We start from the raw sequence: 24685 nt of genomic DNA, 5'->3' as shown, positions 1-24685 counted from the left end.
CTGAAGGTCCCTAGACAGGGACCGTCAGACCCCGCGCAATCGACTTAGAACAGCGGGAAATCTACGATGTATTCTATGATCGCGAGGTTAATACCGCCGCAATATCAGATGATTTTCTCTGAATCGACCGTTCCGGGCTCTGTCCGGCGCATCAGGCCGGCAAAATCGAACAGCTTCGGATCCAGCAGGTGCGAGGGCCGGGCGTTCATCAGGGACCGGAACATCACCTGCCGGCGGCCTGGGCTGTTGGCCTCCCAACCGTCGAGGATCTGCTTGACCTGCTGGCGCTGCAATCCGTCCTGACTGCCGCAGAGATCACAGGGAATGATCGGGTAGTTCATCGCCTTGGCGAAACGCTCGCAGTCGGCCTCGGCCACATGGGCGAGCGGGCGGTAGACGAAGAGATCGCCTTCCTCGTTGACCAGCTTGGGCGGCATCGTGGCCAGCCGACCGCCGTGAAACAGGTTCATGAAGAACGTCTCGAGAATGTCATCGCGGTGATGGCCGAGCACGACGGCCGAGCAGCCCTCTTCCCGGGCAATCCGGTAGAGATTTCCGCGCCTTAGCCGCGAACACAGCGCGCAGAACGTGCGCCCAGCGGGCACTTTGTCCATCACGATCGAATAGGTATCGGCATACTCGATCCGGTGCGGCACATTCATCTTGGCCAAAAACTCAGGCAACACCGTCGCCGGAAACCCCGGTTGGCCCTGATCGAGATTGCAGGCCAGGATCTCGACGGGCAGAAGACCCCGCCATTGCAGCTCGTAGAGGGCCGCCAGAAGCGTATAGCTGTCCTTGCCACCGGACAGGCACACCAGCCATTTCGCGCCCGGTTCGATCATCCCGTATTGGTCGATCGCTTCGCGGGTGTCGCGGATGATCCGTTTCCGCAGCTTGCGGAATTCGGTGCTTTTGGGGGCACCGGAGAACAGCGGGTGGATGTCGTCGGGTTCGTCCAGCATGGCCCTTGCTCTAGTGGGTTTGGGTCGCGCGAACAAGCGGTTCTGCAACGCCCGCCACGCAACGGACATGACCGGAACCTTACTGCGCCGCCCGCCGAAACCGGCCGCGGTATGCCGTCGGTGCGACGTCGGTATGGCGTCGGTGTCGTTGTCTGCGCCGATCGTTAATCATCCAGCGCCGGTCTCGCAACGTATCCTGATAAAGGAGTTCTCATGCGACACTTTGCCTTCGCCGCTTTTGCCCTGCTTGCCGCCTGCACCGGCAAGCCGTCGTTCGACGATCCGTCGTTGAGCGATCAGGTTCTCAACCTCGAGGAGTTCTTCGAGGGCGATCTGGTCGCTTACGGCCAGTTTCAGGATGTGCTCGGCACCGTTCGCCGGTCTTTCGTCGTCGACATCCACGGCGATTGGGATGGCGAGACGCTGACCCTCACCGAGGATTTCGTCTATGAGGACGGCTCGACGGAGCAGCGCGTCTGGTCGCTGGTCAAGACCGGGCCGGAGAGCTGGCAGGGCACCGCCCCCGGCGTCATCGGTGTCGCGACGGGCGAGGAAAGCGGCGACCGGTTCAACTGGCGCTACGAAATCGATCTGCCGATCCCGAGCGCCGACGGCTCGGTCGAGACCATGCGCGTCAATTTCGACGATTGGATGTGGCAACTGAGCGAGGACCGCCTGTTCAACCGCGCCTATGTGCAGCGCTATGGCTTTGACATCGGGGACGTGAGCATTTCGTTCGAAAAGCTCTAGCGGCTCAATCGGGCACGTCGTCCACGCCGTGCCCGCCCCAAGGGTGGCAGCGCCCGATCCGTTTGGCCGCCAGCCAGCCGCCCTTGATGCCGCCGTGTTTCTGCAACGCCTCCAAGGCGTAGGCCGAACACGTCGGATCGTAGCGGCAGTTGAACCCGACCCACGGCGAGAACACCGCCCGGTAGGCGCGGACGGGCAGGGCAAAGAGGAAGGCGAGGGGGCTCATAGCCTGTGCACCCGCTTCAGCGCGGCGACGAGGTCTGCCTGCAGGGCGACGAAGTCGCGCTCGGCCGTGGCCCCGGCCTTGCCGACGAGCACGTAATCCCAGCCGGGCCGCCCGTGCGTCGGCAGCACCAGCCGCGCCGCTTCGCGCAGCCGTCGCTTCGCCCGGTTTCGCGCCACGGCGTTGCCGACCTTTTTCGAGCAGGTGTAGCCCACCCGCATACCCGAGGCGGGTTCGCTTTCGTCCCGTTTGCGGGCCTGAAAATGAAATCCGGGCGCGGCATGACGCAACCCGCGCGAGGCGCGCAGGAAATCCGACCGTTTGGTCATCACGACGGGTTTTTGCGCGGCGCTGGGCGCGGCCGCGGCGCTTTCGCTCGAGCCGCCGCCTGCGTCAGCGCACGAAAAAACCGCCCGCGGCGCCCGATCGGCGGGCGCTGTGCTGCCTGCCTTGGGTGCCACCGGCGGTGTCATTCGCTCAACCAACTGGCGCTCAGGCGCTCAGCTTGCTCCGGCCTTGGGCGCGGCGCGCGTTGATGATCTTGCGTCCGGCTTTTGTAGCCATACGCGAACGAAAGCCGTGACGCGCCTTGCGCACCCGGTTCGAGGGTTGGAACGTGCGTTTCATCGCGCTCTCTCCGTCAGTTGGGGCAAGCGGCATCCAATCGGATTCGCGGCCCAATACAATTCGAAGCCTGTCCTTAGACACGCCTCGCCAGCCTGTCAACGCACAGTGACCCGGAATCTTGCAACATTTGCCCATTCCGGGCCGATTGAATTGTTACAGTCACGTGATCAGACCCTTGCAACAGGGCCTTTGCCATCAAGCCGACGTGATCGCCCTATCTGTTCCGCCCGCGGGCGTCCATCTAACCGTCATGATACTCACAGCACACCGAGGCCCAAGGACATGACGGAAATGACCCAATCTCCCCCCAACCCGATCCTGAGACGTCTGCCTCTGATCGCGATTGTGGTCGCCGCCGCTCTGGGGGCGTATTTCCTGCGCGATGTGCTGACCTTCGACACCCTGCGCGATCAGCGCGAGACGTTGATCGCCTTTCGCGACGCGAATTACCTGCTGACCGTGCTGCTCTTCGTCGCGGCCTATATCGTGATCGTGGCGTTTTCGTTGCCCGGGGCCACCATCGCCACCCTGACCGGCGGTTTCCTCTTTGCCACGTTCCCGGGTGTGCTGTTCAACGTCACCGGGGCGACCCTCGGCGCGATCGGCATTTTCCTCGCCGCCCGCTGGGGCCTCGGAGAGCGCCTCGCCGCCAAGATGGAGGCCTCGCAGGGCACCGTCAAAAAGATCAAGGACGGGATCGACGAGAATCAGTGGTCGATGCTGTTCCTGATCCGCCTTGTTCCGGCGGTTCCGTTCTTTGTGGCGAATCTGGTGCCGGCTCTCGTGGGCGTGCCGCTCAACCGATTTGCGATCTCGACCTTTGTGGGGATCATGCCGGGCGCCCTGGTCTATACCTCGGTGGGCGCGGGGCTGGGCGAAGTGTTCGCCCGGGGTGAAACGCCGGATTTGGGCATTATCTTTTCGCCCGAGATACTGTTCCCCATCCTCGGCCTGTGTCTGCTGGCCGCTCTGCCCATCCTCATCAAAGCCGTGCGCGGCAAGAAAGGTCTCTGACATGCCCCGGATCGAAACGGATATTTGCATCATCGGCGCGGGCTCTGGCGGACTTTCCGTGGCGGCGGGGGCGGCCCAGATGGGCGCGAAGGTCGTCCTGATCGAAGGCCACAAGATGGGTGGCGACTGCCTGAACTACGGCTGCATCCCCTCCAAGGCCCTGATCGCCAGTGCCAAGCAGGCCTATGCCGTTGGTCACGGGGCCAAATTCGGCGTCGCCAACGAAGACGCGGATGTCGACTACGCCGCCGCCAAGGATCATGTCCACAACGTGATCGAGACCATCGCCCCGGTGGACAGCCAGGAACGCTTTGAGGGATTTGGGATCACGGTGCTGCGCGACTTCGCCCGGTTTATCTCGAAGACCGAGGTGCAGGCGGGAGACACCACGATCAAGGCGCGCCGGATCGTGATCGCCACCGGCTCTGGCCCCTTTGTGCCGCCGATCGACGGGCTGGACGATGTGACCGTCCACACCAACGAGACGATCTTCGATCTGCGCGACCGCCCCGAGCATCTGATCGTCGTCGGCGGCGGCCCGATCGGCATGGAGATGGCGCAGGCGCATCTGCGGCTTGGCTCCAAGGTCACGGTGATCGAGGGCGACAAGGCGCTGGGCAAGGACGATCCGGAAACCGCCGGCATCGTGCTCGACCGGCTCCGCGCAGAGGGCGTCGAGATCGTCGAGGGCGCGCAGGCCGAGAAGGTCTCGGGCAGCAAGGACGGCCCGGTGACGGTTCACACCAGTCAGGGCGATTTCACCGGGAGCCACCTGCTGATGGCGGTCGGGCGCAAGGTGAACCTCGACAAGCTCGATCTTGAGACCGGCGGCGTGGCTTATACCCGTGGGGGGGTCAAGGTGGACGCCGGGTTGCGGTCGACCACCAATAAGGCCGTCTACGCCGTGGGCGACGCGGCCGGTGGCCTGCAATTCACCCATGTGGCGGGCTATCATGCCGGCGTCATCATCCGGTCGATGCTGTTCGGGCTGCCCGCCAAGGCGAAGACCAGCCATATCCCTTGGTCCACCTATACCGACCCGGAACTGGCTCAAGTCGGCTTGACCGAAGCCCAGGCCAAGAAGAAGCACGGGGCCGCGCTGCAGGTGATCCGCACCGAGATGCACCATTCCGACCGCGCCCAGACCGAAGCCAAGACCACGGGTCTGGTCAAGGTGATGGTCGTCAAGGGCCGCCCGGTCGGTGCCTCGATCGCAGGCCCGCAGGCCGGCGAATTGATCGGCATGTGGGCGATGGCGATTGCCAACAACCTCAAGATGTCGGCAATTTCGAATACCGTGCTACCATATCCAACGCTGAACGAGATTAACAAACGCGCTGCGGGTGCCTATTTTAGCCCAAAGCTGTTCGACAGCGTGTGGGTGAAACGTGTGGTGCGGACCGTGCAGCGGTTCTTGCCGTAGAGGTGGAGGCAGAGAGACAAGGTATGGCGCGAAGGCCGCTCAATTCGCTCTCGGGTCGTTTCCTGATCCTGACGACGGTGTTCGTGATGCTCGCCGAAGTGATGATCTTTGTGCCGTCGATTGCCCGGTTTCGCGAGGATTACCTGAACGTCCGGCTGGAGCGCGGCCAGATCGCCTCTCTCGTTCTTCTGGCCGACGATATGATCGACGCCCAGCTAGAGCAGGAATTGCTCGAAAACGCTGGAGTCTACAACGTGGTGCTGCGCCGTGACGAGGTCCGCCAACTGGCGCTGTCGTCACCGATCCCGGAGCCGATCACCGCCAGCTACGATCTGCGTCAGGCCAACAGCCTGACCCTGATCGTAGACGCAATGCGTGTCCTGCTGACGCCGGAAAACCGGATCATCCGGGTGATCGGCAACCCGGTACAGGACGGCGGTCTGTTAATCGAAGTGACGATGGAAACCGAGCCGCTGCGCAATGCGATGCTCGACTATGGTCTGCGCATTCTGGCCCTGTCCGCGGTGATCTCGATTTTCACCGCGTCGCTGCTGTTTCTGGCGGTGCGCGCCCTGATCGTCCGCCCCATTCGCGGCGTCGTCGGCCATATGAAGAGCTATGCCAGCGCCCCGGAGGATGCCCGCCGGATCATCGTGCCGAGCGCCAAGGTGACCGAGTTGCGCGAGGCCGAGGCCGCCCTGCACGATCTGCAGACCCAGCTGACCGGTGCGCTCAAGCAAAAGGAACGTCTGGCCCAGCTGGGCGGCGCCGTCGCCAAGGTGAGCCACGATCTGCGCAACATCCTGACCTCGGCCCAGTTGTTCGTGGACCGGATCGAAGGCTCCGAGGATCCGCTCGTACGCCGCATGGCGCCGAAGCTGGTGGGCTCGATTCGCCGGGCGGTGAACCTGTGCGAAAGCACCTTGGCCTTCGGCCGCGCCGAAGAGCCGCCGCCCAGCTTGGCCCGTGTGCAGCTGGCCGACATCGTCGCCGACGTGATCGACAGCGAGCGCCTCGCCGCGGGCGAGCACGACCTGTCGTTCTCCGAGGATATCCCCGCTGGATTGACGATCCGGGCCGATGGCGAGCAGCTCTACCGCGTGCTGTCCAATCTGGTGCGCAATGCCCGTCAGGCGATCGTGGCCTCCGGCGATCCGGGCGAGATTTGCATCAGCGCCCAAGAGGACGACGAGGCATGGTGGATCCTGCTGACCGACACCGGCCCCGGCCTGCCCCCCAAGGCCAAGGAGCACTTGTTCCAGCCGTTTCAGGGCGGTGTCCGCAAGGGCGGCTCTGGCCTCGGTCTTGTCATCGCGTCGGACCTTTTGCGCGGCCACGGCGGCCAGCTCGAGCTGCGCCGTACCGGCCCGGACGGCACCGAGTTCGCGATCTGTCTCCCCAAGGCCAACCTGTCCTTGAACTCCGCCGCCGCAGAGTAGCGTCGCGGCCATTATTCTTCCGGTCTCGCGATCCCCAAGGGACGGAATGTTCCGCAATTCCAAGTTTCGCAAAGAACCTGCTTGCAAAGCCCGGCAGGCGGCGCTAAATCACCCGAACTCGCGGATTGGTAGCTCAGTTGGATAGAGTACTTGACTACGAATCAAGGGGTCGGGGGTTCGAATCCTCCCCAGTCCGCCACTTACCCTTTTTGATGAATTTGAATGGATCGCCTTAGGCGGCCTTTTTCTTTGTCCCGGGGGGTGGCGCCCACGCTCTTTTATTCTGCGTTATGTGCGACGGGTCAGTGCTCGTTCCTTCAATGGTTCCGAATACGGTAATTCTGAACGGCCCCGTCCGTTCAGCGGACCAAGTGGATTACCCGCGCCTTGAACGGGTCGTCGGCGACAATCGTGTCGTGGAGCTCAAGCCATTGCGAATGATGAAGATGGTGCCAGTCGGCGCGCTCTCGTCGCTGGCGCAGGGGCGCGCTACTTCGGAACGTAGGACCAAGGTCCGCCATTTGCGCACCGGTGAGCCGGACAAAATCCGACGTTTTCACCGAACGGGATTCAAACCGATCACGATTAAGCCAGCCGATAGTCACTGGGCCTTGGAGCTAGATTGCCGAAACGCCGATGAATATCGGGTGAAGCCAGATCAGGAACACAAAGGCTAAGACAGCGGCGCCAAGTCGCAGAGCCGCTCCTCCAACAGAGGCTGGCGCGTGGATGTAGGGGCCGTTTGCGACCTCGGTGTTGAGTCGATCCCAGGCATCGGGACCTATCTCGCGACGTCTGCGGCGATCGACCAGTGCGCGGCCGGCCACGGCAAAACCGCCGAGCACAGCGAATAGGACAGCATGGGCAAGATCGCCGTTGGGCAGGATATGCAGCGCCGCCCAGAGGCCCAACGCGATAAGGATGGGATGACGTCTCAGGCGCACGATACCCGGGCGGGTGGGGTCAAATGCATGATTGCGCGCGCCGCCGAACGAAAAGGGGTTTGGCCGGGCAATTGCGAATGCCAAGATCAGGCAGACCGCGAGCATGCCGAGGTGAACGAGATGGCGATGCCAAGCCATTTGCGCCCAGAGCTGCACGACGGGTGCTTGACCGGCGGACCAGATCAAAATTGTCAGCATTCCAACGGACAGCGCAGAGTAGCTGACGGCAAAGCCTATCGGACCGAGGACCGCAACGATGCGCGATTTGATCGAGGGTCTTACGGGCACTGAATGGGTGACGAAGAACAATCCGAAGATCGCTGCAAAGCCAAGCCAACTCATGAGGGTTTCGTCGTCTTTGGACGCGCAAGGGAGGACCCGTAGACCAGGACAAAGCCCGCAAATGCGGCAAACCACAAAACGCCCGAGAGCGTGACGAGGTCGGGGTAGCGGCCGGACAGCCAGCGTGCACCAACGGCTGCGAACAGACACAGATAGATGGCGACGGTCGGGGCGTTTGCGTGCAGGTCCTGCCCGGTGTGGCCCAGCGTCGCTCGTGTCATCACTGCAAGTGTCATGGCCCCGATTGCGCCGGCCATCCAGGCGTGTTGCGCCGCGGCCGATCCGTTTCCCCCAATGAGCACGTCGAGTGCGAGGCCAAACGCGCCTATGGGGATGAAGAGGTAGGCGACGTGCAGCACCCAGACCAGTGGTTCTGCGAAGGTGTGACGCCCCTGCCAACGCGTCAAACGCGCCGTGTGGAACACACCGAACACCAGCAGTCCAAGTGCTGTCGCCAGTGCGCTCGGGGCCAAGACCCATGATGCCAGAATCGGAAGGCTGACCAGCAGCGTCGCCCTGTCGAAGCGTTGCATCGGCGGGGCAGGCCGCGCCGGGCTATCGCGTGTAACCAGCCAGTTTCGCGTGAACGATGGAATGATACGCCCGCCGATGACCGCGATCATCATGATCGCCGTCCCGAGCCCGAGACGAAGACCGTAGCCCTGTGCGGCAACGATACCGCGTGCTGCCTCAAGGTGGAAAATGGCGTTTGCGAGTGTGAAGACCGCTAGAAGCGCAACGACCACAAGATTGTGCCAATTCTTCCCTGCAATGATTTCTTGCAGGATCAAACCGCTCAGGACAACTTGGAAGCCGAGGTCCAAGATCGGCGCCACGCCGACCGGCAGGTGGGCCGACAGAAAGATCGCAATGCGCCCCATGCACCAGAGCGCAAAAAGTGCCGCGAGTTTCCAGCCCACGATTGGCAGCCGGCCCGTCCAGTTCGGAACCGCCGTGAGCAGGAACCCCGCAAGAATCGCGCCGAGGTATCCGAAAAGAAAGGCATGGGCGTGCCAAGATACCGGGTCGAGCCGGGAGGGGATGGTGATTGTTCCCGACAGGGCCAGTATCCAGATGCACATCGCGCCGGCGACCCATGCGGATCCGAACAGAAAAAACGGGCGAAACCCGAAACTGAACAGCGCCGGCCCAGTCCAGGCTCGCATCTGTTCTGAAGAAGTTTGTGCCATTAGTCTGGTCCTTTTTCCGTCCCGATCCGACCTGACGCGGCGCCGTCTTGTGCACAGGTCGGCCAGTCTCGCTTTGCCGTGTGCAGCAATGTGGGACGAAAACGCCCTGCAACCTTCTCTTGGCCGGTCTCGGATTCGCATGTGGTTTCCCCCTGTCGCATTCTCTCCATCGCATCAGCAGGGCCACGGCTGTGCAGCGGGCTGAGATCGTGGACGAGTTCGGTGTTCATTGGGCGGGATCCTTGTCGGCGATTGTCATCAGGCGGCGGATATGCCGCGCGAAATACCAGGTGGCGGGCAGGCCGATCAGGCAGCCAAGACCAATCGACCAGGCGGTCGAGGCGACGGGGCCGCCGACCCAACTGAAGATCAGTGAGGCAAAGAACACGTTCACGGCCGCCGCACCCGCCCCGAAAGGATAGAGCGCCATGGCGATCTTGCCCGTCGACCACCCCTGTGCCGTCATGATCGGGCAACCAGCCTTTGCACGGCCACGAGCGCGGCGACCAGTGCGAGGCTGGCCAGGGCAAACCAGAATTCGGCCGTAGCGGATTGAGCCTGCGGGATCGGCCTGTCAAACCCATCCGCGGCACTTGCCGAGGCGAGAGTGCATAGCAGGCTGCCGAGGGGAAACAGAAATCTCATGTCAGTTCTCCTGTGTGAGGGTGCGGTAGATGTCGGGCAGCGCCCGGGTCAGCCGGTTGGCGTCCGGCAGTAGCGTGAAACCGCCGCGCCCGAAGATGCGGGCGAACCAGTCCTGCCCGTCTTCGTCGATGACGATGCCGTGCAGCGACAGTCCCGCGGTGCGGGCTTCGCGGACGGCCATGTGACTGTCTTCGATACCGTGCTGGCCCTCGTAGTGGTCCAGGTCGTTGGGCTTGCCGTCAGTCAGGACGATCAGCAGTTTGCGCGCACTTGGTTCATCGGAAAGCTGTGCGCTGACGTGCCGGATGGCGGCGCCGAGGCGGGTGTAGTGACCGGGCTTGAGCGCACCGATGTTGGCGATGGTTTCGGACGAGACCGGATCGTCGAAATCCTTGCAGCGTGTCATGAACACACGGTCGCGCCGCAGCGAGGAAAACCCCCAGATCCCCAAACGATCCCCGGCGGCGTCGATCCCGGTGGCAAGAGCGGCCATGGTGTGCCGCGCGACTTCGATCACGCTGGTGTCTCCGATGGCGGCTTCGGTGGAGCGGGAGTTGTCGATGAGGAAGGCCACGGACATATCGCGTTCGACCTGACGTGCGGATTGCCAGATACGGTCGGAACCTCGCCCCGTCGCGCGAAGGTCGGCCTGAGCGGTAAGTAGCGCATCGAGGTCGAGTTCGGCCCCGTCAACCTGGCGCGGTTGCAGGATGCGACGCGGGCGCAACGCCTCGAACTGGCGGCGGACTTCGCGGGTGCGTGCGGGGTCTGGCACGAAGGGGGTGCCGTCCGGTCGCGCGGGCGCATCCAGAACGCGGCAATGGTCGGCCATGTAGCTGCGGCTACGGTGGTTCCATTCGGGATAGGTGTGGATGCCCGACAGGGCCTCGTGGTCGGCGTCGGCAGGGGACAGATCAAGGTGCAGCCGTAGCCGCGTAGCGGCCTTGCGATCATGTTTGGACAGGGTGATTTCGTCCTGATCGTCGGCGGCTTTCTGGGCATTGTCATCATCGTCGTCGTCGACGCTGCGATTGATGTTCATCGACTCGACCCAAGACAGGATCGCTTCGAAGCGGTGAATGATGAAGCTGTCCTTGCGGTCGTTTTGCTCATGATCTTTGCGCGCCCCAAGCTTGCGGCTGGTGTGGGCGGCGGTCGCGGGCGGTGCGGCAGGGTCGGCCACCTCCTCGGTTGCGGGAGCACCTGAACGGGGCAGGTCGAACCGCAACCAGATCGGCACCGGCGCAAAGGGCATATAGCCGCGCGGGGCAGGGTGCGTGAAATCGTTGCCCTGCAAACCGCAGAGCTGATTGAGGACGGCATCCTCGATGCAGGCTTCGCCTTTCGGCCGTTGCACCTGTGGGCGGTGCCGAGCGCAGTGGTCGGACATCTCGGCATAGGTGCCGCGCAGGCCCGGACAGGCCCGATAGGCCGCGTCGGATGCGGCGGCATTCAGTTGGATTTGCAGGCAGTCGAATGTCGGGCCGTCGGGTGGCAGCGTCAGCTCTGGCAGATCACAACTTGCGGCAAGTGCGGTCAGCCAGAAATAGGCCGCCCGATTGAGGGCGGCGTCGGGAAACGCCGCGATCACGGGGGGCAGGCTCAAACGTTCGCCGTCAAAGCCTGCGATCCATTCGCGATCCTGATCTGCACCCAGTTTGCGCCGCAGCGGGCGGCGGTGCCGCATCAGCGTAGCCGGAGCCTCGCCGAGTTCGACACCAGCCGCACCACCGAGCGCCCGAAACAAGACCGCGAGGCTGGGACGAACCGCGGCAAGGGCCACGCTCGCGTCAGGATAGCAGACATCCGCGCCGATCCCCTGTGCCATGTCGTGCCAGAGGTTGCCGACGGTTTCTTCGGGTTCCATCAGATCAAGAAGGCGCATGATACCTATCCGTAGATCGTGCTGATGAGATCGCGCAGCGATTGCTGCACGTCCGGCTCGTCACTCAGAGGTTCGATCACCGCGGCCTCAAGGGCTGCGTTCACCCCCATGCCGCCTGCCATCAGGGTGGCGGCATAGATCAGCAACCGGGTCGAGACGCCTTCTTCGAGATCCATCCCCGAGAGCTTGCGGATGTGTCCGGCGAGGCGGACCAGTGGGGCCACTCTTCCGGCCTCGAGGCGGCTTTCACTGCTCACCACTTTGATCTCTGTCTCCGGATCGGGGAAATCGAACGAGATCGACAGGAACCGCTGGCGGGTCGAGGGTTTGAGCCGTTTGAGCACGTTCTGGTAGCCGGGGTTGTAACTGGCGACCAGCATGAACCCCTTGGGCGCGACCAGTTCCTCGCCCGTGCGGTCGATCATCAAGGTGCGGCGCGTATCGGTCAGGGGATGCAGAACGACGGTGACGTCCTTGCGCGCCTCGACGACCTCGTCGAGATAGCAGATGCCGCCTTCGCGGACGGCCCGCGTCAAGGGGCCGTCCACCCATACCGTTTCACCGCCCTTCAGCAGATAGCGCCCGATCAGGTCGGCCGCGGACAGATCGTCGTGACAGGCCACGGTGTAGAGGGGCTTTCCAAGCGATGCGGCCATGTATTCGACAAAGCGAGTTTTGCCACAGCCGGTCGGCCCCTTTAAAAGAAGGGGCAAACCATTGTCGTGTGCCATCTCGAACAGGCCGCACTCGGACCCGGTCGGTTGGTAGTATGGCAGGGTTGGACGTGTTGCGACATTCACGGCCTATTCTCCCGGAACTGGATTCGAGGGACCTGGCGCGATGATCTCGTCCTTGTGCACGACCAGCATCGAATAGATGAACAGCAGCGCACCGACGACCACCGCCGCACCCGCTCCGAACCGCATCATGTAGAAGATCGCGAGATCGTCCTGCACGGTCATGTAGTAGTCGCCCAGAACCCGTTGCATGTGGGTTTGAATGGTCCCGGCAAAGGTCAGCACGAAGGTCATGAACGCCATGCCGCCCGTCATCAGCCAGAAGGACGCCATGTTGAGCACCTGGTTGTAGGGCGCACGTTCGCGCAGCATCGGCATCGCGTAGGTGAAGATCGCCAGATTGAGCGCGACGTAGGCGCCATAGAATGCAAGGTGCCCGTGTGCGGCGGTGATCTGGGTGCCGTGGCTGTAGAAGTTCACGCCGTGCAGCGTATGCAGGAAACCCCAGACGCCTGCGCCAAAGAAGGCGACCGTACTGGACCCCAGCGACCACAGGAGCGCGGACTTGTTGGGGTGGTTCTTGCGCCCTTTCCAGACCATGACGAAGGCGAAGGACATCATCAGGAAGAACGGGATCACTTCGAATGTCGAAAAGATCGACCCGATCCACTGCCAGTATCCGGGCAGACCGATCCAGTAGAAGTGGTGGCCTGTGCCGAGAATGCCGCTGAACAGGGCAGTCGCGACGATGACATAGAGCCACTTTTCCACGACCTCGCGGTCCACACCCGTCAGCTTGAGCAGCAGAAAGGCAAGGATCGCGGCCATGACAAGTTCCCATGTGGCTTCGACCCACAGGTGCACGACGAACCACCAATACATCTTGTCCAGAGACAGGTTGTCGGGATTGATGAATGCGAACACCCACAGCAACGACAACAACCACAGACCCATCAGCAAGACATTGGTGATCGCGGTCTTCTTGCCCGCCAGAACCGTCATGGAGATGTTCAGCAGAAAGATCAGCGCCGCGACGAGGATCCCGAATTTGACCCAAAGCGGTTGCTCGAGAAACTCGCGCCCGCCGTGGATACCGACAAGATACGATCCGACCGCACCCAACGTGCCGACCAACAGGATGATCAGCTGGATATAGGCCAGCTTCGGCGACCAGATTTCGCGCTCGGATTCCTCGGGGATCAGGAAATAAGCCGCGCCGAAGAACCCGAGCAGCAGCCAGACGATCAGTGCGTTGGTGTGGATCATCCGGATGACGTTGAAGGGTAGTATTTCCGACAGGAAGTTAGGCGAGACGTAAATCCAGCCCGCGACGAGCCCACCCAGCACCTGGACCCCGAACAGCGCCATGGCTGCAAGGAAATACCAGTAGGCCACTTTCTGTGATTGATATTTCATCTGAGTATCTCCTTATCCGGCGTCATTGGGCGGCCAGCCCTGTGTGTCTGTCTGATCGGCCCAGCGCAGAAACTCTGCGAGGCCACGCAATTGCTCGTCGGTGAACTGATAGGCAGGCATCTGGCGGCGGCCCTCGATCCCGCTTGGCTGCGCCTCGATCCAGCCCTTGAGGGTTTCGAACGCAGCTTCCGGATCGTCCTGCACCCCCCAGCGCGTCATGACGTTGCCGAGCTCGGGTGCGAAATACGCACCCTCGCCATGCAGCGTGTGACAGTTGATGCAGGATGCGGCCTCCCACGTATGTTTTCCCAGGATGACCTCTTCGGTCAGCGGCATGCCTGCGGTGGATGTATTCACCACATATCGGTGCGAATGGGCGGTCATCGCCACGAAGACGACGACAAAGAAGATCGAGCCTCCATAAAAGATGTTGCGCGCCCGCGATTTGGTCAGAAATTCAGCCATTTTGTTGGAACTCCTTGGGCTTGGGATGGCGCAAGGATACGGGAGCGGAAAAACCGAAAGTTTGTGCCAGCACAAAGTTCAGGCAGGTTGAGGGGCTAGGCTGTCCTCGAGGGAGACAGACATGGCTAAGCCACGACTTGATGATCCTGATCTGTCACTGGCCGAAGTGATGACGTACTGGCCGGAAACCGTGCCCGTATTCCTGCGCCACAGGATGCTGTGTGTTGGCTGCCTTATTGGCCCCTTTCACACGATCGACGACGCCTGTACGGAATATCATCTCGATCAGGAGAGCTTTCTGAGCGAGCTGTTCTCGGCGGTTTCCGGGAACGGCTAGGCGTTGCTCAGAACCACCAAGGCGTGTGGATCGGTGACGGTGATCCGTTTGCGCTTGCTCTGCACGATGCCTTGCTTTTCCCAACTGCTCAACAATCGGCTGACGGTGTGCAGCGTCGTCGCTGTCAGTTCGGACAGTTCCTGGCGCGTGATCGGAAAGTCGATCTCAATCCCGATATCGATCTTGCGACCCGTCTGGTGGATGAGGCGCAGCAAGGCGTTTGCGACACGTTGCTCGACCTGCTGTGTCGCCATCTCGACGATGCGGTTGTTCATTTCACCGACGCGGTTTCCGACGGTCTTGTATGTCTCGGTGGCAAACCCGTCGTAGTTGGCGACAAATCCGTCCCACAGGTGCATGGGCCAGCTCAGCACGATGGCCTCGGTCGCCGTGATCGCGGTGGCCGGATAGGTGTTTCGGCCGAGCGCTTTAGCGATCCCCACGAGCTGCCCCGACGGGATATGCAGCGACGTGACCTGTTCGCCCATTGCCGTGATCCGAACGACCCGGACATACCCGTCCAACAGCATGTAGAAACGGCTGGCTTCCGCGCCTTCATCGAATATCGCCACACCCGCCTGGTAGCGGCGTGACGAGGCCTGATCCAGAATCGTCCGAATCTGGTTTTTCGCCAGTTTTGAGAACGGCGGCATGTGCGAAAGCAGGCTTTCGTCCAGTCGCGGAAACGGTTTATCGGCCATGGCTTTGTCCATGCCGACACCCTGACACAGCCAAGAAAACCGCGCCACTCAAACCGCAGGACGAAACCGCTTCAAAGTTTGTGGTGGAACAACGTTCTGGGGCGGGCAAGGCGTAGGATTGCGGGCAAGACCAAACAAGATTGAGAAGGAAAACAAGATGATCCGTAAACTTGTAGCGAGCCTTGCGATGACAGCCCTGATGGGGGGCGCCGCCTTTGCCGAAACGATCGAAGTTCAGATGCTCAATGTCGGTTCAGACGGTGAGCGCATGGTTTTCGAACCGGCGTTCGTTCAGGCGGCCGTCGGTGACACGATCAAGTTCGTCGCAACAGATCGCGGGCACAACGCCGAGCTGAATGACGGCATGTTCCCAGAAGGCGCCGAACAATTCGAAGGCCGCATCAACGAAGAACTCGAGGTCACGCTCGACGTCGAAGGCGTCTATGGCGTGATCTGCAAGCCGCACTTCTCGATGGGCATGGTGATGGTCGTCGCCGTCGGGGACGTGGACGCGCCCGAAGGCTTTCTCGATGGCCGCATACCCCGCGGTGCCAAGGCACGTTTCGAAGAGCTGCTCGGCAATCTCTGAATCATTCTGACGGCTCGGGGCGGACGCCCTGACCGCTTCAATCACATGGAGGTAACCATGACCAAATTCATCAACCCCGGACTTGTGCCAACCAGCCGCCGCAACATCTTGCGCGGCAGCGTTCTTGCCGGTGCCGCCGCGCTTACCGGGGCTGCTGTCCAAGCATCGCCGCGTGCGCCCCGGATGGCCGGCATCAACAGGGCATCCGCTGACCTCTACCACGTCGCCGGCGAACAACAATCCGACAGCACGGCGGTACCCGCGGATCTAACCGGCTACACCCGCGTCAAGATGGAGCTCGTTCCGCCGCCTTTTGCACCCGCTCATGAACAGGTCGCCACAGGTGGCCCGAAGATCATCGAAATCACGATGGAGACGTCCGAAGTTCTGATGACCGTGGACGAAGACACGGGCGCAGAGGTCTGGGCGCTGACCTACAACGGGTCTGTCCCGGGTCCGCTGATCATTTGCCATGAGGGCGATATGGTCGAGCTGACGCTTCGCAATCCCGTCGACAGCATGATGGAACACAACATCGACTTCCATGCATCGACAGGTGCCTTGGGTGGCGGCGGTCTGACCCACGTCTACCCCGGCGAAGAGACCGTGCTGCGCTGGAAGGCGACGAAAGCGGGCTGTTTCACCTATCACTGTGCCCCCGGTGGCGCGATGATCCCTTATCACGTCACACATGGGATGAACGGCGCCGTGATGGTGTTGCCGCGCGATGGTCTGAAGGACGCCGATGGCAATCCGCTGCGCTATGACAGCATCGCCTATATCGGTGAGCAGGACTACTACCTGCCGATGGACGAGAACGGTGATTACCGCACATACGAGGCGGCCGGCGACGACTATGGCGACAGCCTCGAAGCGATGCGCGGTCTGATCCCGACGCACTCCGTCTTCAACGGTGCCGTCGGTGCCCTGACCGGGGAGAACGCGCTGACATCCAAGGTCGGCGAGACTGTTCTGATGATCCACAATCAGGCCAACCGCGACAGTCGCCCGCACCTGATCGGTGGTCATGGCAGCTATGTTTGGGAATCCTCCTTCACCGACCCGCCCTTGCGCGACATGGAAACCTGGTTCGTGCGGGGCGGGAGTGCCGTCGCGGCGATGTACACATTCGAACAGCCGGGCGTCTATGCCTACGTCAATCACAACCTCATCGAGGGCGTGATGCTGGGGGCCACGGCACACTTCGTGGTCGAAGGTGAATGGGACAACAACCTGATGGAACAGGTCGTCGCCCCGCGTGCCTTTGCCACCTGAACGGAAAGGCGAGACCGATGTTTGCCGCCCTGCGCTCTGTTCTGTCGAAACGTTGTCCCCTCGGGGTCGCGATGACGGGCATGGTGGGGGCGGCGCTCGTTGTCGGGGCCGCGCTCGCATTGCGTGGCCCCGACCTTGCATATGCGCCCGAGATGGCGCCACGGGCTGTGGAATTGCCGGACGGGCGCGCGCTGTTTGTGCAACGCTACGAGGTGACGATCGCCGAGTGGAACAGGTGTTTCGAGCAGAGCGGATGCTCGATGGCGCTGCGTGCAAGGCCCGACCAAGACCCGATGACCGTTCCCGCAACCGGGCTCAACTATCTGGACGTGCAGGAATATCTGCATTGGATCAGCAAGGTCACGCGCCATGAGTGGCGGCTGCCAACCTCGGAGGAATGGGCGTTCATGGCTCAATCGGTTCTACCGGAAACGCCTGATCCGATCTTTTCCGATCCCGAACTGACATGGGCGTCTGCCTATCTGGTGGAAGGCCTCGCCTCGCGGGCGCTGAAACCCCAAGGCAGCTTTGCCACCACGCCCGAGGGGATCGCAGATTTGAACGGCAGCGTGTGGGAATGGACGAACGAGTGCTATTCCGGCGACGCCGACACGGGCCGCTGCCCTGCTTACTTTGTCGGGGGCGAGCATGTCGCCGCCATTCCGTTTCTGGTTCGCGATCCTGCCCGTGGCGGCTGTGCCGTCGGCACACCGCCGTCGCATCTGGGCATGAGGCTGGTTACCGAGCGCAGCCTTTGACGGTGCCGCCGTGGTGCCGCGGCTTCGGTCACCATGGCCTGTAGTGTGAGGAGCTTGGTGCAACCTCGTTAGAGCGGTCAAGGCCGATGTCTTTGAGGAAATGATCATTGGCGCAGCGGAGATCGATTTGGGGTGTGCGGCGCGAGCTGAAGAGATGCCTCAAGAGGGTCAATGGGAGGCGCAGGCCGCGTGTGGGCGACGAGGTGAGCGCAAGGGGTTGCTGCTGCGTCAGGAAATCGGTCATGGCGGGTATCCTTCTGAAGAATTTGCCGGACTGGCTGGTTCGTGCGACCAGATTGGCAAGAGGAAGGTTGCATGTCCTGAAGCGGCCCTAATCGGTCCGAAAACTTCGGAAAGGTTCGGAACGACGGCGAGAATTCCGGGAGTTGCCCGAGATTTGGCTGGCGAACGACCAGCGACGGCTGCACGAAACGAAAGGGCTTTGTCGAACAACTAAGCCTTTGCGTCGGCCGCTCGCGCATCGAGGTCGCGAACGAGGCGCTGAAAGCGAGGGTGATCGCGCAGGGCGTCGAGGTCGCTGTCCTGTCCGACCCAGACCGAGAAGGTGAGGGGGTCGACCCGCGCCAGGCAAGCGTCGAGCGTATCGAGTGCGGCCTCTGTTTCACCGAGCAGCGCCATCGCGCAAGCAATGTTGTAGTCGATGCTTGGATCGTCGGGATCAACGGCCTTGACCCGCAGAGCCCATTGCTTGGCGCGGTCGGCTTCTCCCAATTTTGCATAGGCACCCACCCCGCTGATCAGCGCGTAGGAATCCGACGAGTTCTCTGAAAGCACCCGCTCCGCCCGCTCGAGCGTGCGGCGGGCCGAGTCCAGCACCTTCGCGTGCTGGCCTGTTGCCCGATAGCACATCGCGAGATGGGAGGTCGCCGCCAAGTCCGCTTCCGAAAGCTCGGATGCGCGTTCCCAGTGCACGATGGCATCGGCGTGCCGCCCGGTCTGAAAACATGTACGGCCATAGAGAAAGCGCACGTCGTAGGACTCCGGGTCGAGTTCAAGCGAGCGTTCGTGAAGCTCGAAAGCCTCGTCGAAGCGTCCGAGACCGGCGAGGACAAAGGCTTTGGCCGCAAGTGCCTCGGAGAGATCCGAGTTCAGAGCGAGGGCGCGTTCAGCCGCATGCAGGCCATGGTCGTCCGAGGCCGAAAGGGCGTGAAGCCCGGTCTGACTGATCGCAAGAAGCGCCCATGCCAGATCGTAATTGGGGTCGATTTCAAGCGCCTTTTGAGCGAGGCGGCGCGCAATTGCGAAGTTCTGCCTGTCCAAGCGTGTGTGGTGATAGCGCGCTTGCAGATAGATTTCATAGGCTTCGGGGTTGTCGGTCGGGCGCGACTGGATTGCCACGCGTTCGGACGGGACGAGCCTGACCCTGAGTGCTGTGACGATGGCCTCGGCAATCTGATCCTGAAGATCGAAGATGTCGGTCAGGTGGCGGTCGAACCGGTCTGACCAGATCGAATGCCCGGTGGCCCCGTCAACGAGTTGGGCGTTGATCCGAATGCGATCCCCGGCTTTTCGCACGCTGCCCTCGACCACATGAGACAGTGACATTCGCTGCGCCGTTTGCATGACGTCGACGGCGCGCCCCTTGAACGTGAACGCAGTGTTGCGGGCGATCACGGAAAGCGCGGCAACCTTGGACAGATCGGTGATGATGTCTTCGGTGATGCCGTCGGAGAAGTATTCCTGATCGGGATCGTTCGACGTATTCGCGAAGGGCAGCACGAGGATCTTCGGCCCGTCGCTTGTGTCTTTTTCGGGGGTTGGTGTCGGGGGAGGCGGACCCTCCTCGACAGGCAGGACGAACTGGTAGCCCCGACCCGGTATCGTTGCCACCGCCTTTGGGCCAAGCGCCTTTCGCAAGGCCGATACCTGCACGGTGAGATTGCTTTCCTCGACCGCGATCTCCGGCCAGACGGCGTCGAGTATCTCCGACTTCGTCAGGACGCGATGGCGGTTTTCGACGAGAAAGCTCAGCATGTCGAAGGCGCGGGCGCCCAGAGGCAATTCGATCCCGTCGCGGGTCAGCTTGCGCTCGCTCGGCGCAAAGATGAATTCGCCGAAGCGCAAGGATGACAACGAATGCTCTCCCGAACTGGCTGTCGATCGCCGAAAATTCTAATTCGTTAGCGTAGGTCCAACCGTGTCGGATGAATAGTCGCAAAACGGCCGGTTCGCTATTCGCGCCAGAGGGCCGGGTGTGTTCGGCCCACGCGACGTACGGTTGTTGATGTGGGCGGCGCGACGCCCGCGCCGGATGCTCTCTGTATCTGCGAACGGCCCACAAGTGGTTGGTCTCAAAACCGGGCGCGATTGCCGCCTTGAAGTATTCGATCCAGCGGCGACACATCGGTGCTGATCGCCTAGCCCCTCATCCGTTCAAATTTCGGATCGTATGGAGATGGCGCGATGACTTCGGCGTCAACCAGATCTCCATACATGTCCAACTGGATCACAGTGCCGACCGTGGCGAGCGCCGGGTCTACGAAGGCGTAGGCCAAGTTCATGCCAAGCCGGTGCCCCCAATCCGCCGAGGTGACCGTTCCCACGACTGTAGCTCCCTTCATCAGCGACGCCCCCGGATGGGCCGGGGCATGACGGGCATCGATCCTCAGCGTCACGAGCTGTTTCACCGGTCCCGCGGCCCGCCGGTCGAGGAGCGCGCCTTTGCCAATGAAATCGGCTTTGTCCAGCTTCACGAACCGTGAGAGCCCGGTCTCAAACGGATCGAACTCGGTTATCAGGTCAGCCTTCCAGTGCAGGAACCCCTTCTCCATCCGCATCGAATTGACAGCGCGTGCGCCGAACAGCGTCAGGCAATGCGCCTCGCCTGCCTTGCGCAGCGCCAGATAGGCGGCATAGAGCGAGGCGTTGGGGACATGAATTTCATAAGCCAATTCCCCCGAAAAGCTGACGCCCATGACGATGGCGGGGGCAAAACCTATGAAACATTCGCGCACCGACAGCCAGGGAAACGCCTCCTTCGACCAGTCGCTGCGGGCGCAGGCCGAGAGGACGGCCCGTGATTTCGGCCCCGCCAGCACAAGGATCGTATAGTCGTTGGTCAGGCTGCGAAATTGCACATCCTCGCCCGGATGCTGATGCGCTTTCAGCCAATCCATGTCGTGGATTTCACTGGCTGCGGCCGACCCATACCAGACCCGCGCCGGACCACGATCCGAGGCCGGCAGATTGGCCACCGTCGCTTCGCTCTTCAGGCAGCCGTGGTGGTTGAGCAGATACCCCAAGCCGACGCGCCCGTCGCGTTTGGTGACGGCTCCGCAGAGCATCCGGTCCAGAAAGGTGTGTCGGTCCGCGCCCGTGATCTCGATCCGGTTGAAGCCATTCACCTCCGTCATGCCGACGTTTTCGGCCACGTTCCGCACCTCTGCGCCGATCACGTCGAACGCCTCGTCGAAATCGAAGGTAAGGCTGGGGTGAAAATCCGGCGCGGGCTTGATGTAGTCCACCCGCTCCCAGCCGTTCACGACCGTAAACGCCGCGCCCTCGGCGGCCAATACCGGCGTCAGCGGAGTCGTCTTGGCGGGGCGTCCGGCAGGGCGGTGCTCGTGCGGGAAGTGAAAGCGGAACTCGTTCTGATAGTCCTCGATCGCCTTCAGCGCGGTCAGCTCCACGTTGGTGTGGTCGGAAAACCGGCGTGGATCGATGACCCAAGTGTCATAACATGCCTCGCCATGCACGATCTGCTGCGCCAAGAGCCAGCCATGCCCACCCCCTTCGCCCAGCCCGGCGCGCAGCCCGATGATGCAGAAGGCGTTGCGTTTGCCAGGGATCGGACCGACCAGAGGCGCGCCGTCGATGGTGTAGGTTATCGGGCCGTTGACGATGGTATGAATGCCGACCTCTGCGAGCACAGGCATCCGCTTGAAGACGTTTTCCAGCACCGGCATGACCCGGTCGATGTCATCCGGGCACAAGGCATTGACGAAGTTCGGGTCGATCCCGTCCAAGCCCCAGGTCTTGCAGTCCTGCTCGTAGAAGCCGACGAGCAGCCCCTGCTTTTCCTGCCGCGAATAGAAATCGTCTATCGGACAGCGCAGCAGGGGGACGCGTTTGCCGAAATCCGCAATCGCCTGGATCGGTTCGGTGAGGAAATACTGGTGCTCCATCGAGGCGACGGGATGGTGGACCCCCATCATCGCGCCGACCTCGTTGACCCGGTAGCCGCAGGCGTTCACCACGATGTCGCAGTCAATGTCGCCGTGTTCGGTATGCACCGTCCAGGTGTCGTCCTTGTGCTGGCTGAGGCCCGTGACGGGCGTGTTGCGGTAGACCTCGGCGCCCGCATTTCGGGCGCGGCGCGCCAGAGCCTGACAGAGCTGCGCGGGGTCGATGTCGCCGTCCATCCCGTCCCACAGCCCGCCCAACAGCCGGTCGGTAGAGATCAGCGGATGCCGGCGGGCGCATTCCTCTGCGTCCAGTATTTCGTATTCGACCCCCATCCCGCGAGCCATCGACGCGAAATGGCGATAGCCCTGTATCTGCTCGGGCGTGTTGGCGAGGCGGATTCCGCCGTCGCCATGATGGTAGTTGATCGGATAGTCGGGGTCGGCCGCCAGTTCCTGATAGAGTCTGATGGAATGGGATTTCAGGCCGACCATGGTCTGGTTCATGCCGAAGTTGGTGACTTGCGCGGCCGAGTGCCAGGTCGTGCCGCTGGTCAGCTCGTTTCGTTCGACGAGCACGACATCGGTCCAACCCTCTTGCGTCAGGTGAAAGAGCGTCGAGCAGCCTGCAATGCCTCCGCCGATGACGACAACTTTGGTTCTGGTTTTCATCTGGGACCTGCGATCTGGAATGAGCATTTCCAGCGTGCCAGAGAAACGTTCCTTGGAAAAAGTGTATTATGAGCGATACTACCTCTGAATTTCGGAGGTAGTGCCTTTGTCCCTGTCCCTGCGCGCGATGCGCTATGTCCAAGCGGCCCTGCGATCGGGAAGCCTCACCGCCGCGGCCGAGGCCATGCATGTGGCACCGTCTGCCATTGCGGCGGCCCTCGATCAGGCCGAAGCGGCCTTTGGCATGGCCTTGGTGACGAGGGCGCGGTCGAAGGGCGTCTTTCCGACGAAGGCGGGCCGGGACGTGCAGCGCCGCATCGACGATCTGCTGGAGCGATATGACGCGATGCTCACCGACGTTTCCGACCTGCAGTCGGCGTTTTCCGGGACGTTGGTCATCGGATACAACGCGCCGATCGCGCCTGCTTTTCTTCCCGAGATTTGTGCACCGATCCTTGCCGCTCATCCCGAGGTGTCGCTTTCGTTCATCGAAGGCGACAACGCGACCGTGCAGGCGGGGCTGATCGATGGCCAGCTTGACGTGATCCTGTTTGTGGCCGAGTTGCCCAGCCCGCAGATTGCAGCGCAGCCGCTGATCTTTGCGCCGACCTATTGTCTGTGTCCGGCGGATCATCCCTTGGCGGCGGGGGCGGCGGTGACCGTTTCGCAGGTTGCGCGCGAACCGCTGATCCTTTTGGACCGCCCCGCCGCGCGGGGGTATTACATGGACCTTTTGGAGCAGAGCGGCGAAGACTTTCAGATCGTCGCCACCGCCAACTCGACCGAGATGGTGCGTTCGTTGGTTGCCGCCGGCGCAGGCGTGTCACTGTTGAACATGCGGCCCCGCGAGGTGCCGCCCTATGCGGGCGGCGCGGTGCGCTGTTTGCCGGTCGCCGGATCAACCTCGGGTGTCACGCTTTCGCTTGGCTTCGCCCCGGGACCGAAGCGGCGGCTGGTGCAGATGTTCGTCGAAAGGTGCGTCGCGTTTTTCGAGGCGCCGGAGGGGGCTGATCTGATCGTGTCCCGCGACTGATGCCATAGCGTCGCGACGGGCAAAGTGACCAAGGGTCGTGCCATTGCCGCGCCGGTCAGCCGAACGGCATTCGGGCGCGACCGGGCCGTGACGCCGCAAGTCCGGGTCCGAAGGATCGGTTTGCAAGCCGCAACCGGCTGCTGACCAAAGCGCGTGGCTCGCGTTCGAGCCGCAGGCAAACCTGCGATTGCGGCGGAGAGGGGCGTTCAGCCCGGCCCCGTGCCTTCGGCTTTCCATGCCTCGAACCGCTCCAGCGTTTTCGGGTCCGTCGGCGGGTAGAGCCCCCGGATCGAAACGCCGCGTCTGACTTCTTCGAGGACGAAGGCTTCGAACAGCTCCATCCCGACGCTTTCGGTCGCTATGTCGTCTGCCAGATGGCGGGGGATGATCATCACGCCGTCATCATCGCCCAAGACGATGTCACCCGGATAGACGGCAACGCCGCCGCAAGCGATCGGCAGGCCGATATCGACCGCATGATGTTTGGTCAGGTTCGTCGGGGCGGAAGGTTTGGCGGCAAAGACCGGCATGTCCAGCGCCGCCGCGCCTGCCGCGTCGCGAATGCCGCCATCGGTGACGACCCCGGCGGCCCCTCGCATCTCGAGCCGGGTCAACAGGATCGAGCCGGCCGAGGCGGCGGAGGCGTCCTGCCGGCAGTCCATGACCAGAACCGCCCCCGTGGGGCATTCCTCGACGGCGACCCGTTGCGGATGGTCCGGCTCGCGGAAGGCGTCGAGCGGATCGGTGTCCGGGCGCGTCGGAATGTAGCGCAAAGTGTAGGCCGGGCCGACCATTGTGCGCTTGCCTGCGCCAAGGGCTGCCGCGCCTTGGACGTAGGCGTTCTGGTATCCTCGCTTGAACAACAGCGTCGCCACGGTGGCTGTGCTGGCCCGCGCCAGCATATCCAGAGTGTCCGGCCGAAGCGAGATCGTGTCGGCAGGCTGTGGGTTCGGCATGGCGCGGCTCCTTTGCTGCGATAGTTGTTCGACCGGCCCGTCGGCCGTGGCACCGCCGGCGGTAGTGTCGTTCGTCACATCGACACTCACCGGCGTCGGTTTGCAAAGCCGAGCCCCCCAACATAACGACCGCCGTCGGCAGCGATTGCGATAGTCG

General features: G+C 62.4%; 27 protein-coding genes and 1 tRNA gene. 10 read left to right on the top strand and 18 right to left on the bottom strand.

All coding sequences use genetic code 11. The features are described from left to right. Positions 1–104: 104 nt before the first annotated feature. Positions 105–965, bottom strand: a complete 861-nt coding sequence (ttcA, locus tag LOM8899_RS02480; RefSeq protein WP_093990564.1) for a tRNA 2-thiocytidine(32) synthetase TtcA — start codon at positions 963–965, stop codon at positions 105–107. Positions 966–1178: 213 nt separating this feature from the next. On the opposite strand from ttcA, the gene LOM8899_RS02475 reads away from it, so the two are divergent. Next, positions 1179–1715, top strand: a complete 537-nt coding sequence (locus LOM8899_RS02475) for a DUF3833 family protein (protein ID WP_093990563.1) — start codon at positions 1179–1181, stop codon at positions 1713–1715. 4 nt (positions 1716–1719) lie between these two features. Here LOM8899_RS02475 and yidD read toward each other — a convergent pair whose 3' ends face one another. The 3 genes from yidD to rpmH are packed head-to-tail and all read right to left on the bottom strand — an operon-like array spanning position 1720 to position 2565. Then, positions 1720–1941, bottom strand: a complete 222-nt coding sequence (yidD, locus tag LOM8899_RS02470; protein ID WP_093990562.1) for a membrane protein insertion efficiency factor YidD — start codon at positions 1939–1941, stop codon at positions 1720–1722. Continuing rightward, complete coding sequence (gene rnpA / locus LOM8899_RS02465; RefSeq protein ID WP_093990561.1) at positions 1938–2411, bottom strand: ribonuclease P protein component; 474 nt, start codon at positions 2409–2411, stop codon at positions 1938–1940. The genes yidD and rnpA overlap by 4 nt, the downstream gene beginning before the upstream one ends. A 19-nt stretch (positions 2412–2430) precedes the next feature. Continuing rightward, positions 2431–2565, bottom strand: a complete 135-nt coding sequence (rpmH, locus tag LOM8899_RS02460; RefSeq protein WP_093991375.1) for a 50S ribosomal protein L34 — start codon at positions 2563–2565, stop codon at positions 2431–2433. A 282-nt stretch (positions 2566–2847) separates the two neighbouring features. Between rpmH and LOM8899_RS02455 the strand changes: the two genes are divergently transcribed. The 4 genes from LOM8899_RS02455 to LOM8899_RS02440 all read left to right on the top strand — a co-directional run bounded on the left by LOM8899_RS02455 (position 2848) and on the right by LOM8899_RS02440 (position 6640). Next, positions 2848–3579, top strand: a complete 732-nt coding sequence (locus LOM8899_RS02455) for a TVP38/TMEM64 family protein (RefSeq protein ID WP_093990560.1) — start codon at positions 2848–2850, stop codon at positions 3577–3579. 1 nt (position 3580) lies between these two features. Beyond that, complete coding sequence (locus tag LOM8899_RS02450; RefSeq protein ID WP_093990559.1) at positions 3581–5002, top strand: dihydrolipoyl dehydrogenase family protein; 1422 nt, start codon at positions 3581–3583, stop codon at positions 5000–5002. 23 nt (positions 5003–5025) lie between these two features. Then, complete coding sequence (locus LOM8899_RS02445; RefSeq protein WP_093990558.1) at positions 5026–6441, top strand: sensor histidine kinase; 1416 nt, start codon at positions 5026–5028, stop codon at positions 6439–6441. 122 nt (positions 6442–6563) lie between these two features. Next, positions 6564–6640 (top strand) — tRNA-Arg (locus LOM8899_RS02440). 418 nt (positions 6641–7058) lie between these two features. On the opposite strand, the gene LOM8899_RS02435 is transcribed toward LOM8899_RS02440, so the two are convergent. The 9 genes from LOM8899_RS02435 to LOM8899_RS02400 are packed head-to-tail and all read right to left on the bottom strand — an operon-like array spanning position 7059 to position 14065. Continuing rightward, complete coding sequence (locus LOM8899_RS02435) at positions 7059–7727, bottom strand: NnrU family protein (protein ID WP_093990557.1); 669 nt, start codon at positions 7725–7727, stop codon at positions 7059–7061. After that, on the bottom strand, positions 7724–8917 hold the full coding sequence (locus tag LOM8899_RS02430) for an NnrS family protein (RefSeq protein WP_093990556.1): 1194 nt from the start codon (positions 8915–8917) through the stop codon (positions 7724–7726). The genes LOM8899_RS02435 and LOM8899_RS02430 overlap by 4 nt, the downstream gene beginning before the upstream one ends. After that, the gene (locus tag LOM8899_RS23185) at positions 8917–9147 is read right to left on the bottom strand and encodes a DUF6522 family protein (protein WP_133064964.1); all 231 of its coding nucleotides are present in this window, start codon (positions 9145–9147) and stop codon (positions 8917–8919) included. The genes LOM8899_RS02430 and LOM8899_RS23185 overlap by 1 nt, the downstream gene beginning before the upstream one ends. Then, positions 9144–9383 (bottom strand): NnrT protein, encoded by a 240-nt coding sequence (locus tag LOM8899_RS02425; RefSeq protein WP_093990555.1) that lies wholly within the window; start codon positions 9381–9383, stop codon positions 9144–9146. The genes LOM8899_RS23185 and LOM8899_RS02425 overlap by 4 nt, the downstream gene beginning before the upstream one ends. Continuing rightward, on the bottom strand, positions 9380–9562 hold the full coding sequence (locus tag LOM8899_RS02420; protein WP_093990554.1) for a protein NnrT: 183 nt from the start codon (positions 9560–9562) through the stop codon (positions 9380–9382). The genes LOM8899_RS02425 and LOM8899_RS02420 overlap by 4 nt, the downstream gene beginning before the upstream one ends. A 1-nt stretch (position 9563) precedes the next feature. Next, positions 9564–11447, bottom strand: a complete 1884-nt coding sequence (locus LOM8899_RS02415) for a nitric oxide reductase activation protein NorD (protein ID WP_093990553.1) — start codon at positions 11445–11447, stop codon at positions 9564–9566. 5 nt (positions 11448–11452) lie between these two features. Continuing rightward, entirely contained in the window at positions 11453–12247 is a 795-nt protein-coding gene (locus LOM8899_RS02410; protein ID WP_281253182.1) for a CbbQ/NirQ/NorQ/GpvN family protein, read from the bottom strand. A gap of 3 nt (positions 12248–12250) precedes the next feature. Further along, the gene (locus tag LOM8899_RS02405) at positions 12251–13600 is read right to left on the bottom strand and encodes a cbb3-type cytochrome c oxidase subunit I (RefSeq protein ID WP_093990551.1); all 1350 of its coding nucleotides are present in this window, start codon (positions 13598–13600) and stop codon (positions 12251–12253) included. Positions 13601–13612: 12 nt separating this feature from the next. Next, positions 13613–14065, bottom strand: coding sequence for a c-type cytochrome (locus LOM8899_RS02400; RefSeq protein WP_093990550.1), 453 nt, complete (start codon positions 14063–14065; stop codon positions 13613–13615). Between the two features lie 121 nt (positions 14066–14186). Here LOM8899_RS02400 and LOM8899_RS02395 point away from each other — a divergent pair, with 121 nt between their 5' ends. After that, entirely contained in the window at positions 14187–14402 is a 216-nt protein-coding gene (locus LOM8899_RS02395) for a DUF1858 domain-containing protein (protein ID WP_093990549.1), read from the top strand. Here the strand turns inward: LOM8899_RS02395 and LOM8899_RS02390 are convergent. Next, entirely contained in the window at positions 14399–15103 is a 705-nt protein-coding gene (locus tag LOM8899_RS02390) for a Crp/Fnr family transcriptional regulator (protein WP_093991374.1), read from the bottom strand. The two genes, LOM8899_RS02395 and LOM8899_RS02390, sit on opposite strands and share 4 nt — an antisense overlap. A 157-nt stretch (positions 15104–15260) precedes the next feature. On the opposite strand from LOM8899_RS02390, the gene LOM8899_RS02385 reads away from it, so the two are divergent. The 3 genes from LOM8899_RS02385 to LOM8899_RS02375 are packed head-to-tail and all read left to right on the top strand — an operon-like array spanning position 15261 to position 17725. Then, complete coding sequence (locus LOM8899_RS02385) at positions 15261–15692, top strand: pseudoazurin (protein WP_093990548.1); 432 nt, start codon at positions 15261–15263, stop codon at positions 15690–15692. A 57-nt stretch (positions 15693–15749) separates the two neighbouring features. Then, entirely contained in the window at positions 15750–16967 is a 1218-nt protein-coding gene (gene nirK / locus LOM8899_RS02380; protein ID WP_093991373.1) for a copper-containing nitrite reductase, read from the top strand. A 17-nt stretch (positions 16968–16984) separates the two neighbouring features. Beyond that, the gene (locus tag LOM8899_RS02375; protein ID WP_093990547.1) at positions 16985–17725 is read left to right on the top strand and encodes a formylglycine-generating enzyme family protein; all 741 of its coding nucleotides are present in this window, start codon (positions 16985–16987) and stop codon (positions 17723–17725) included. 28 nt (positions 17726–17753) lie between these two features. On the opposite strand, the gene LOM8899_RS23180 is transcribed toward LOM8899_RS02375, so the two are convergent. From LOM8899_RS23180 to LOM8899_RS02365, 3 genes are all read right to left on the bottom strand, one after another. Beyond that, positions 17754–17969 (bottom strand): hypothetical protein, encoded by a 216-nt coding sequence (locus tag LOM8899_RS23180; protein ID WP_133064963.1) that lies wholly within the window; start codon positions 17967–17969, stop codon positions 17754–17756. 209 nt (positions 17970–18178) lie between these two features. Then, complete coding sequence (locus tag LOM8899_RS02370) at positions 18179–19819, bottom strand: TPR end-of-group domain-containing protein (RefSeq protein ID WP_133064962.1); 1641 nt, start codon at positions 19817–19819, stop codon at positions 18179–18181. Between the two features lie 284 nt (positions 19820–20103). Then, complete coding sequence (locus tag LOM8899_RS02365) at positions 20104–22539, bottom strand: GcvT family protein (protein WP_093990545.1); 2436 nt, start codon at positions 22537–22539, stop codon at positions 20104–20106. A gap of 106 nt (positions 22540–22645) precedes the next feature. On the opposite strand from LOM8899_RS02365, the gene LOM8899_RS02360 reads away from it, so the two are divergent. Then, positions 22646–23572 (top strand): LysR family transcriptional regulator, encoded by a 927-nt coding sequence (locus tag LOM8899_RS02360; RefSeq protein ID WP_211096155.1) that lies wholly within the window; start codon positions 22646–22648, stop codon positions 23570–23572. 206 nt (positions 23573–23778) lie between these two features. Here the strand turns inward: LOM8899_RS02360 and LOM8899_RS02355 are convergent, their stop codons facing one another. Further along, positions 23779–24528 carry a ribonuclease activity regulator RraA gene (locus LOM8899_RS02355; protein WP_093991372.1) on the bottom strand — a complete coding sequence of 250 codons (750 nt, stop codon included), beginning with the start codon at positions 24526–24528 and terminating at the stop codon, positions 23779–23781. Positions 24529–24685: the final 157 nt, after the last annotated feature.

The organism is Flavimaricola marinus, assembly GCF_900184895.1.
Classification (GTDB): Bacteria; Pseudomonadota; Alphaproteobacteria; order Rhodobacterales; family Rhodobacteraceae; genus Flavimaricola; species Flavimaricola marinus.
Note: the sequence above shows the minus strand (reverse complement) of the source record. Positions and strands in the feature narration are given on the sequence as shown.

Bases quoted from the DNA above. Each gene is read 5' to 3' on its own strand.
- LOM8899_RS02475 (WP_093990563.1), top strand. From the start codon at position 1,179: ATGCGACACTTTGCCTTCGCCGCTTTTGCCCTGCTTGCCGCCTGCACC.
- rpmH (WP_093991375.1), bottom strand. From the start codon at position 2,565: ATGAAACGCACGTTCCAACCCTCGAACCGGGTGCGCAAGGCGCGTCAC.
- LOM8899_RS02390 (WP_093991374.1), bottom strand. From the start codon at position 15,103: ATGGCCGATAAACCGTTTCCGCGACTGGACGAAAGCCTGCTTTCGCAC.
- LOM8899_RS02385 (WP_093990548.1), top strand. From the start codon at position 15,261: ATGATCCGTAAACTTGTAGCGAGCCTTGCGATGACAGCCCTGATGGGG.
- LOM8899_RS02415 (WP_093990553.1), bottom strand. From the start codon at position 11,447: ATGCGCCTTCTTGATCTGATGGAACCCGAAGAAACCGTCGGCAACCTC.
- LOM8899_RS02445 (WP_093990558.1), top strand. From the start codon at position 5,026: ATGGCGCGAAGGCCGCTCAATTCGCTCTCGGGTCGTTTCCTGATCCTG.
- LOM8899_RS23180 (WP_133064963.1), bottom strand. From the start codon at position 17,969: ATGACCGATTTCCTGACGCAGCAGCAACCCCTTGCGCTCACCTCGTCG.
- LOM8899_RS02450 (WP_093990559.1), top strand. From the start codon at position 3,581: ATGCCCCGGATCGAAACGGATATTTGCATCATCGGCGCGGGCTCTGGC.
- rnpA (WP_093990561.1), bottom strand. From the start codon at position 2,411: ATGACACCGCCGGTGGCACCCAAGGCAGGCAGCACAGCGCCCGCCGAT.
- nirK (WP_093991373.1), top strand. From the start codon at position 15,750: ATGACCAAATTCATCAACCCCGGACTTGTGCCAACCAGCCGCCGCAAC.
- yidD (WP_093990562.1), bottom strand. From the start codon at position 1,941: ATGAGCCCCCTCGCCTTCCTCTTTGCCCTGCCCGTCCGCGCCTACCGG.
- ttcA (WP_093990564.1), bottom strand. From the start codon at position 965: ATGCTGGACGAACCCGACGACATCCACCCGCTGTTCTCCGGTGCCCCC.
- LOM8899_RS23185 (WP_133064964.1), bottom strand. From the start codon at position 9,147: ATGAACACCGAACTCGTCCACGATCTCAGCCCGCTGCACAGCCGTGGC.
- LOM8899_RS02420 (WP_093990554.1), bottom strand. From the start codon at position 9,562: ATGAGATTTCTGTTTCCCCTCGGCAGCCTGCTATGCACTCTCGCCTCG.
- LOM8899_RS02365 (WP_093990545.1), bottom strand. From the start codon at position 22,539: ATGAAAACCAGAACCAAAGTTGTCGTCATCGGCGGAGGCATTGCAGGC.
- LOM8899_RS02435 (WP_093990557.1), bottom strand. From the start codon at position 7,727: ATGAGTTGGCTTGGCTTTGCAGCGATCTTCGGATTGTTCTTCGTCACC.
- LOM8899_RS02430 (WP_093990556.1), bottom strand. From the start codon at position 8,917: ATGGCACAAACTTCTTCAGAACAGATGCGAGCCTGGACTGGGCCGGCG.
- LOM8899_RS02355 (WP_093991372.1), bottom strand. From the start codon at position 24,528: ATGCCGAACCCACAGCCTGCCGACACGATCTCGCTTCGGCCGGACACT.
- LOM8899_RS02400 (WP_093990550.1), bottom strand. From the start codon at position 14,065: ATGGCTGAATTTCTGACCAAATCGCGGGCGCGCAACATCTTTTATGGA.
- LOM8899_RS02405 (WP_093990551.1), bottom strand. From the start codon at position 13,600: ATGAAATATCAATCACAGAAAGTGGCCTACTGGTATTTCCTTGCAGCC.
- LOM8899_RS02375 (WP_093990547.1), top strand. From the start codon at position 16,985: ATGTTTGCCGCCCTGCGCTCTGTTCTGTCGAAACGTTGTCCCCTCGGG.
- LOM8899_RS02425 (WP_093990555.1), bottom strand. From the start codon at position 9,383: ATGACGGCACAGGGGTGGTCGACGGGCAAGATCGCCATGGCGCTCTAT.
- LOM8899_RS02455 (WP_093990560.1), top strand. From the start codon at position 2,848: ATGACGGAAATGACCCAATCTCCCCCCAACCCGATCCTGAGACGTCTG.
- LOM8899_RS02395 (WP_093990549.1), top strand. From the start codon at position 14,187: ATGGCTAAGCCACGACTTGATGATCCTGATCTGTCACTGGCCGAAGTG.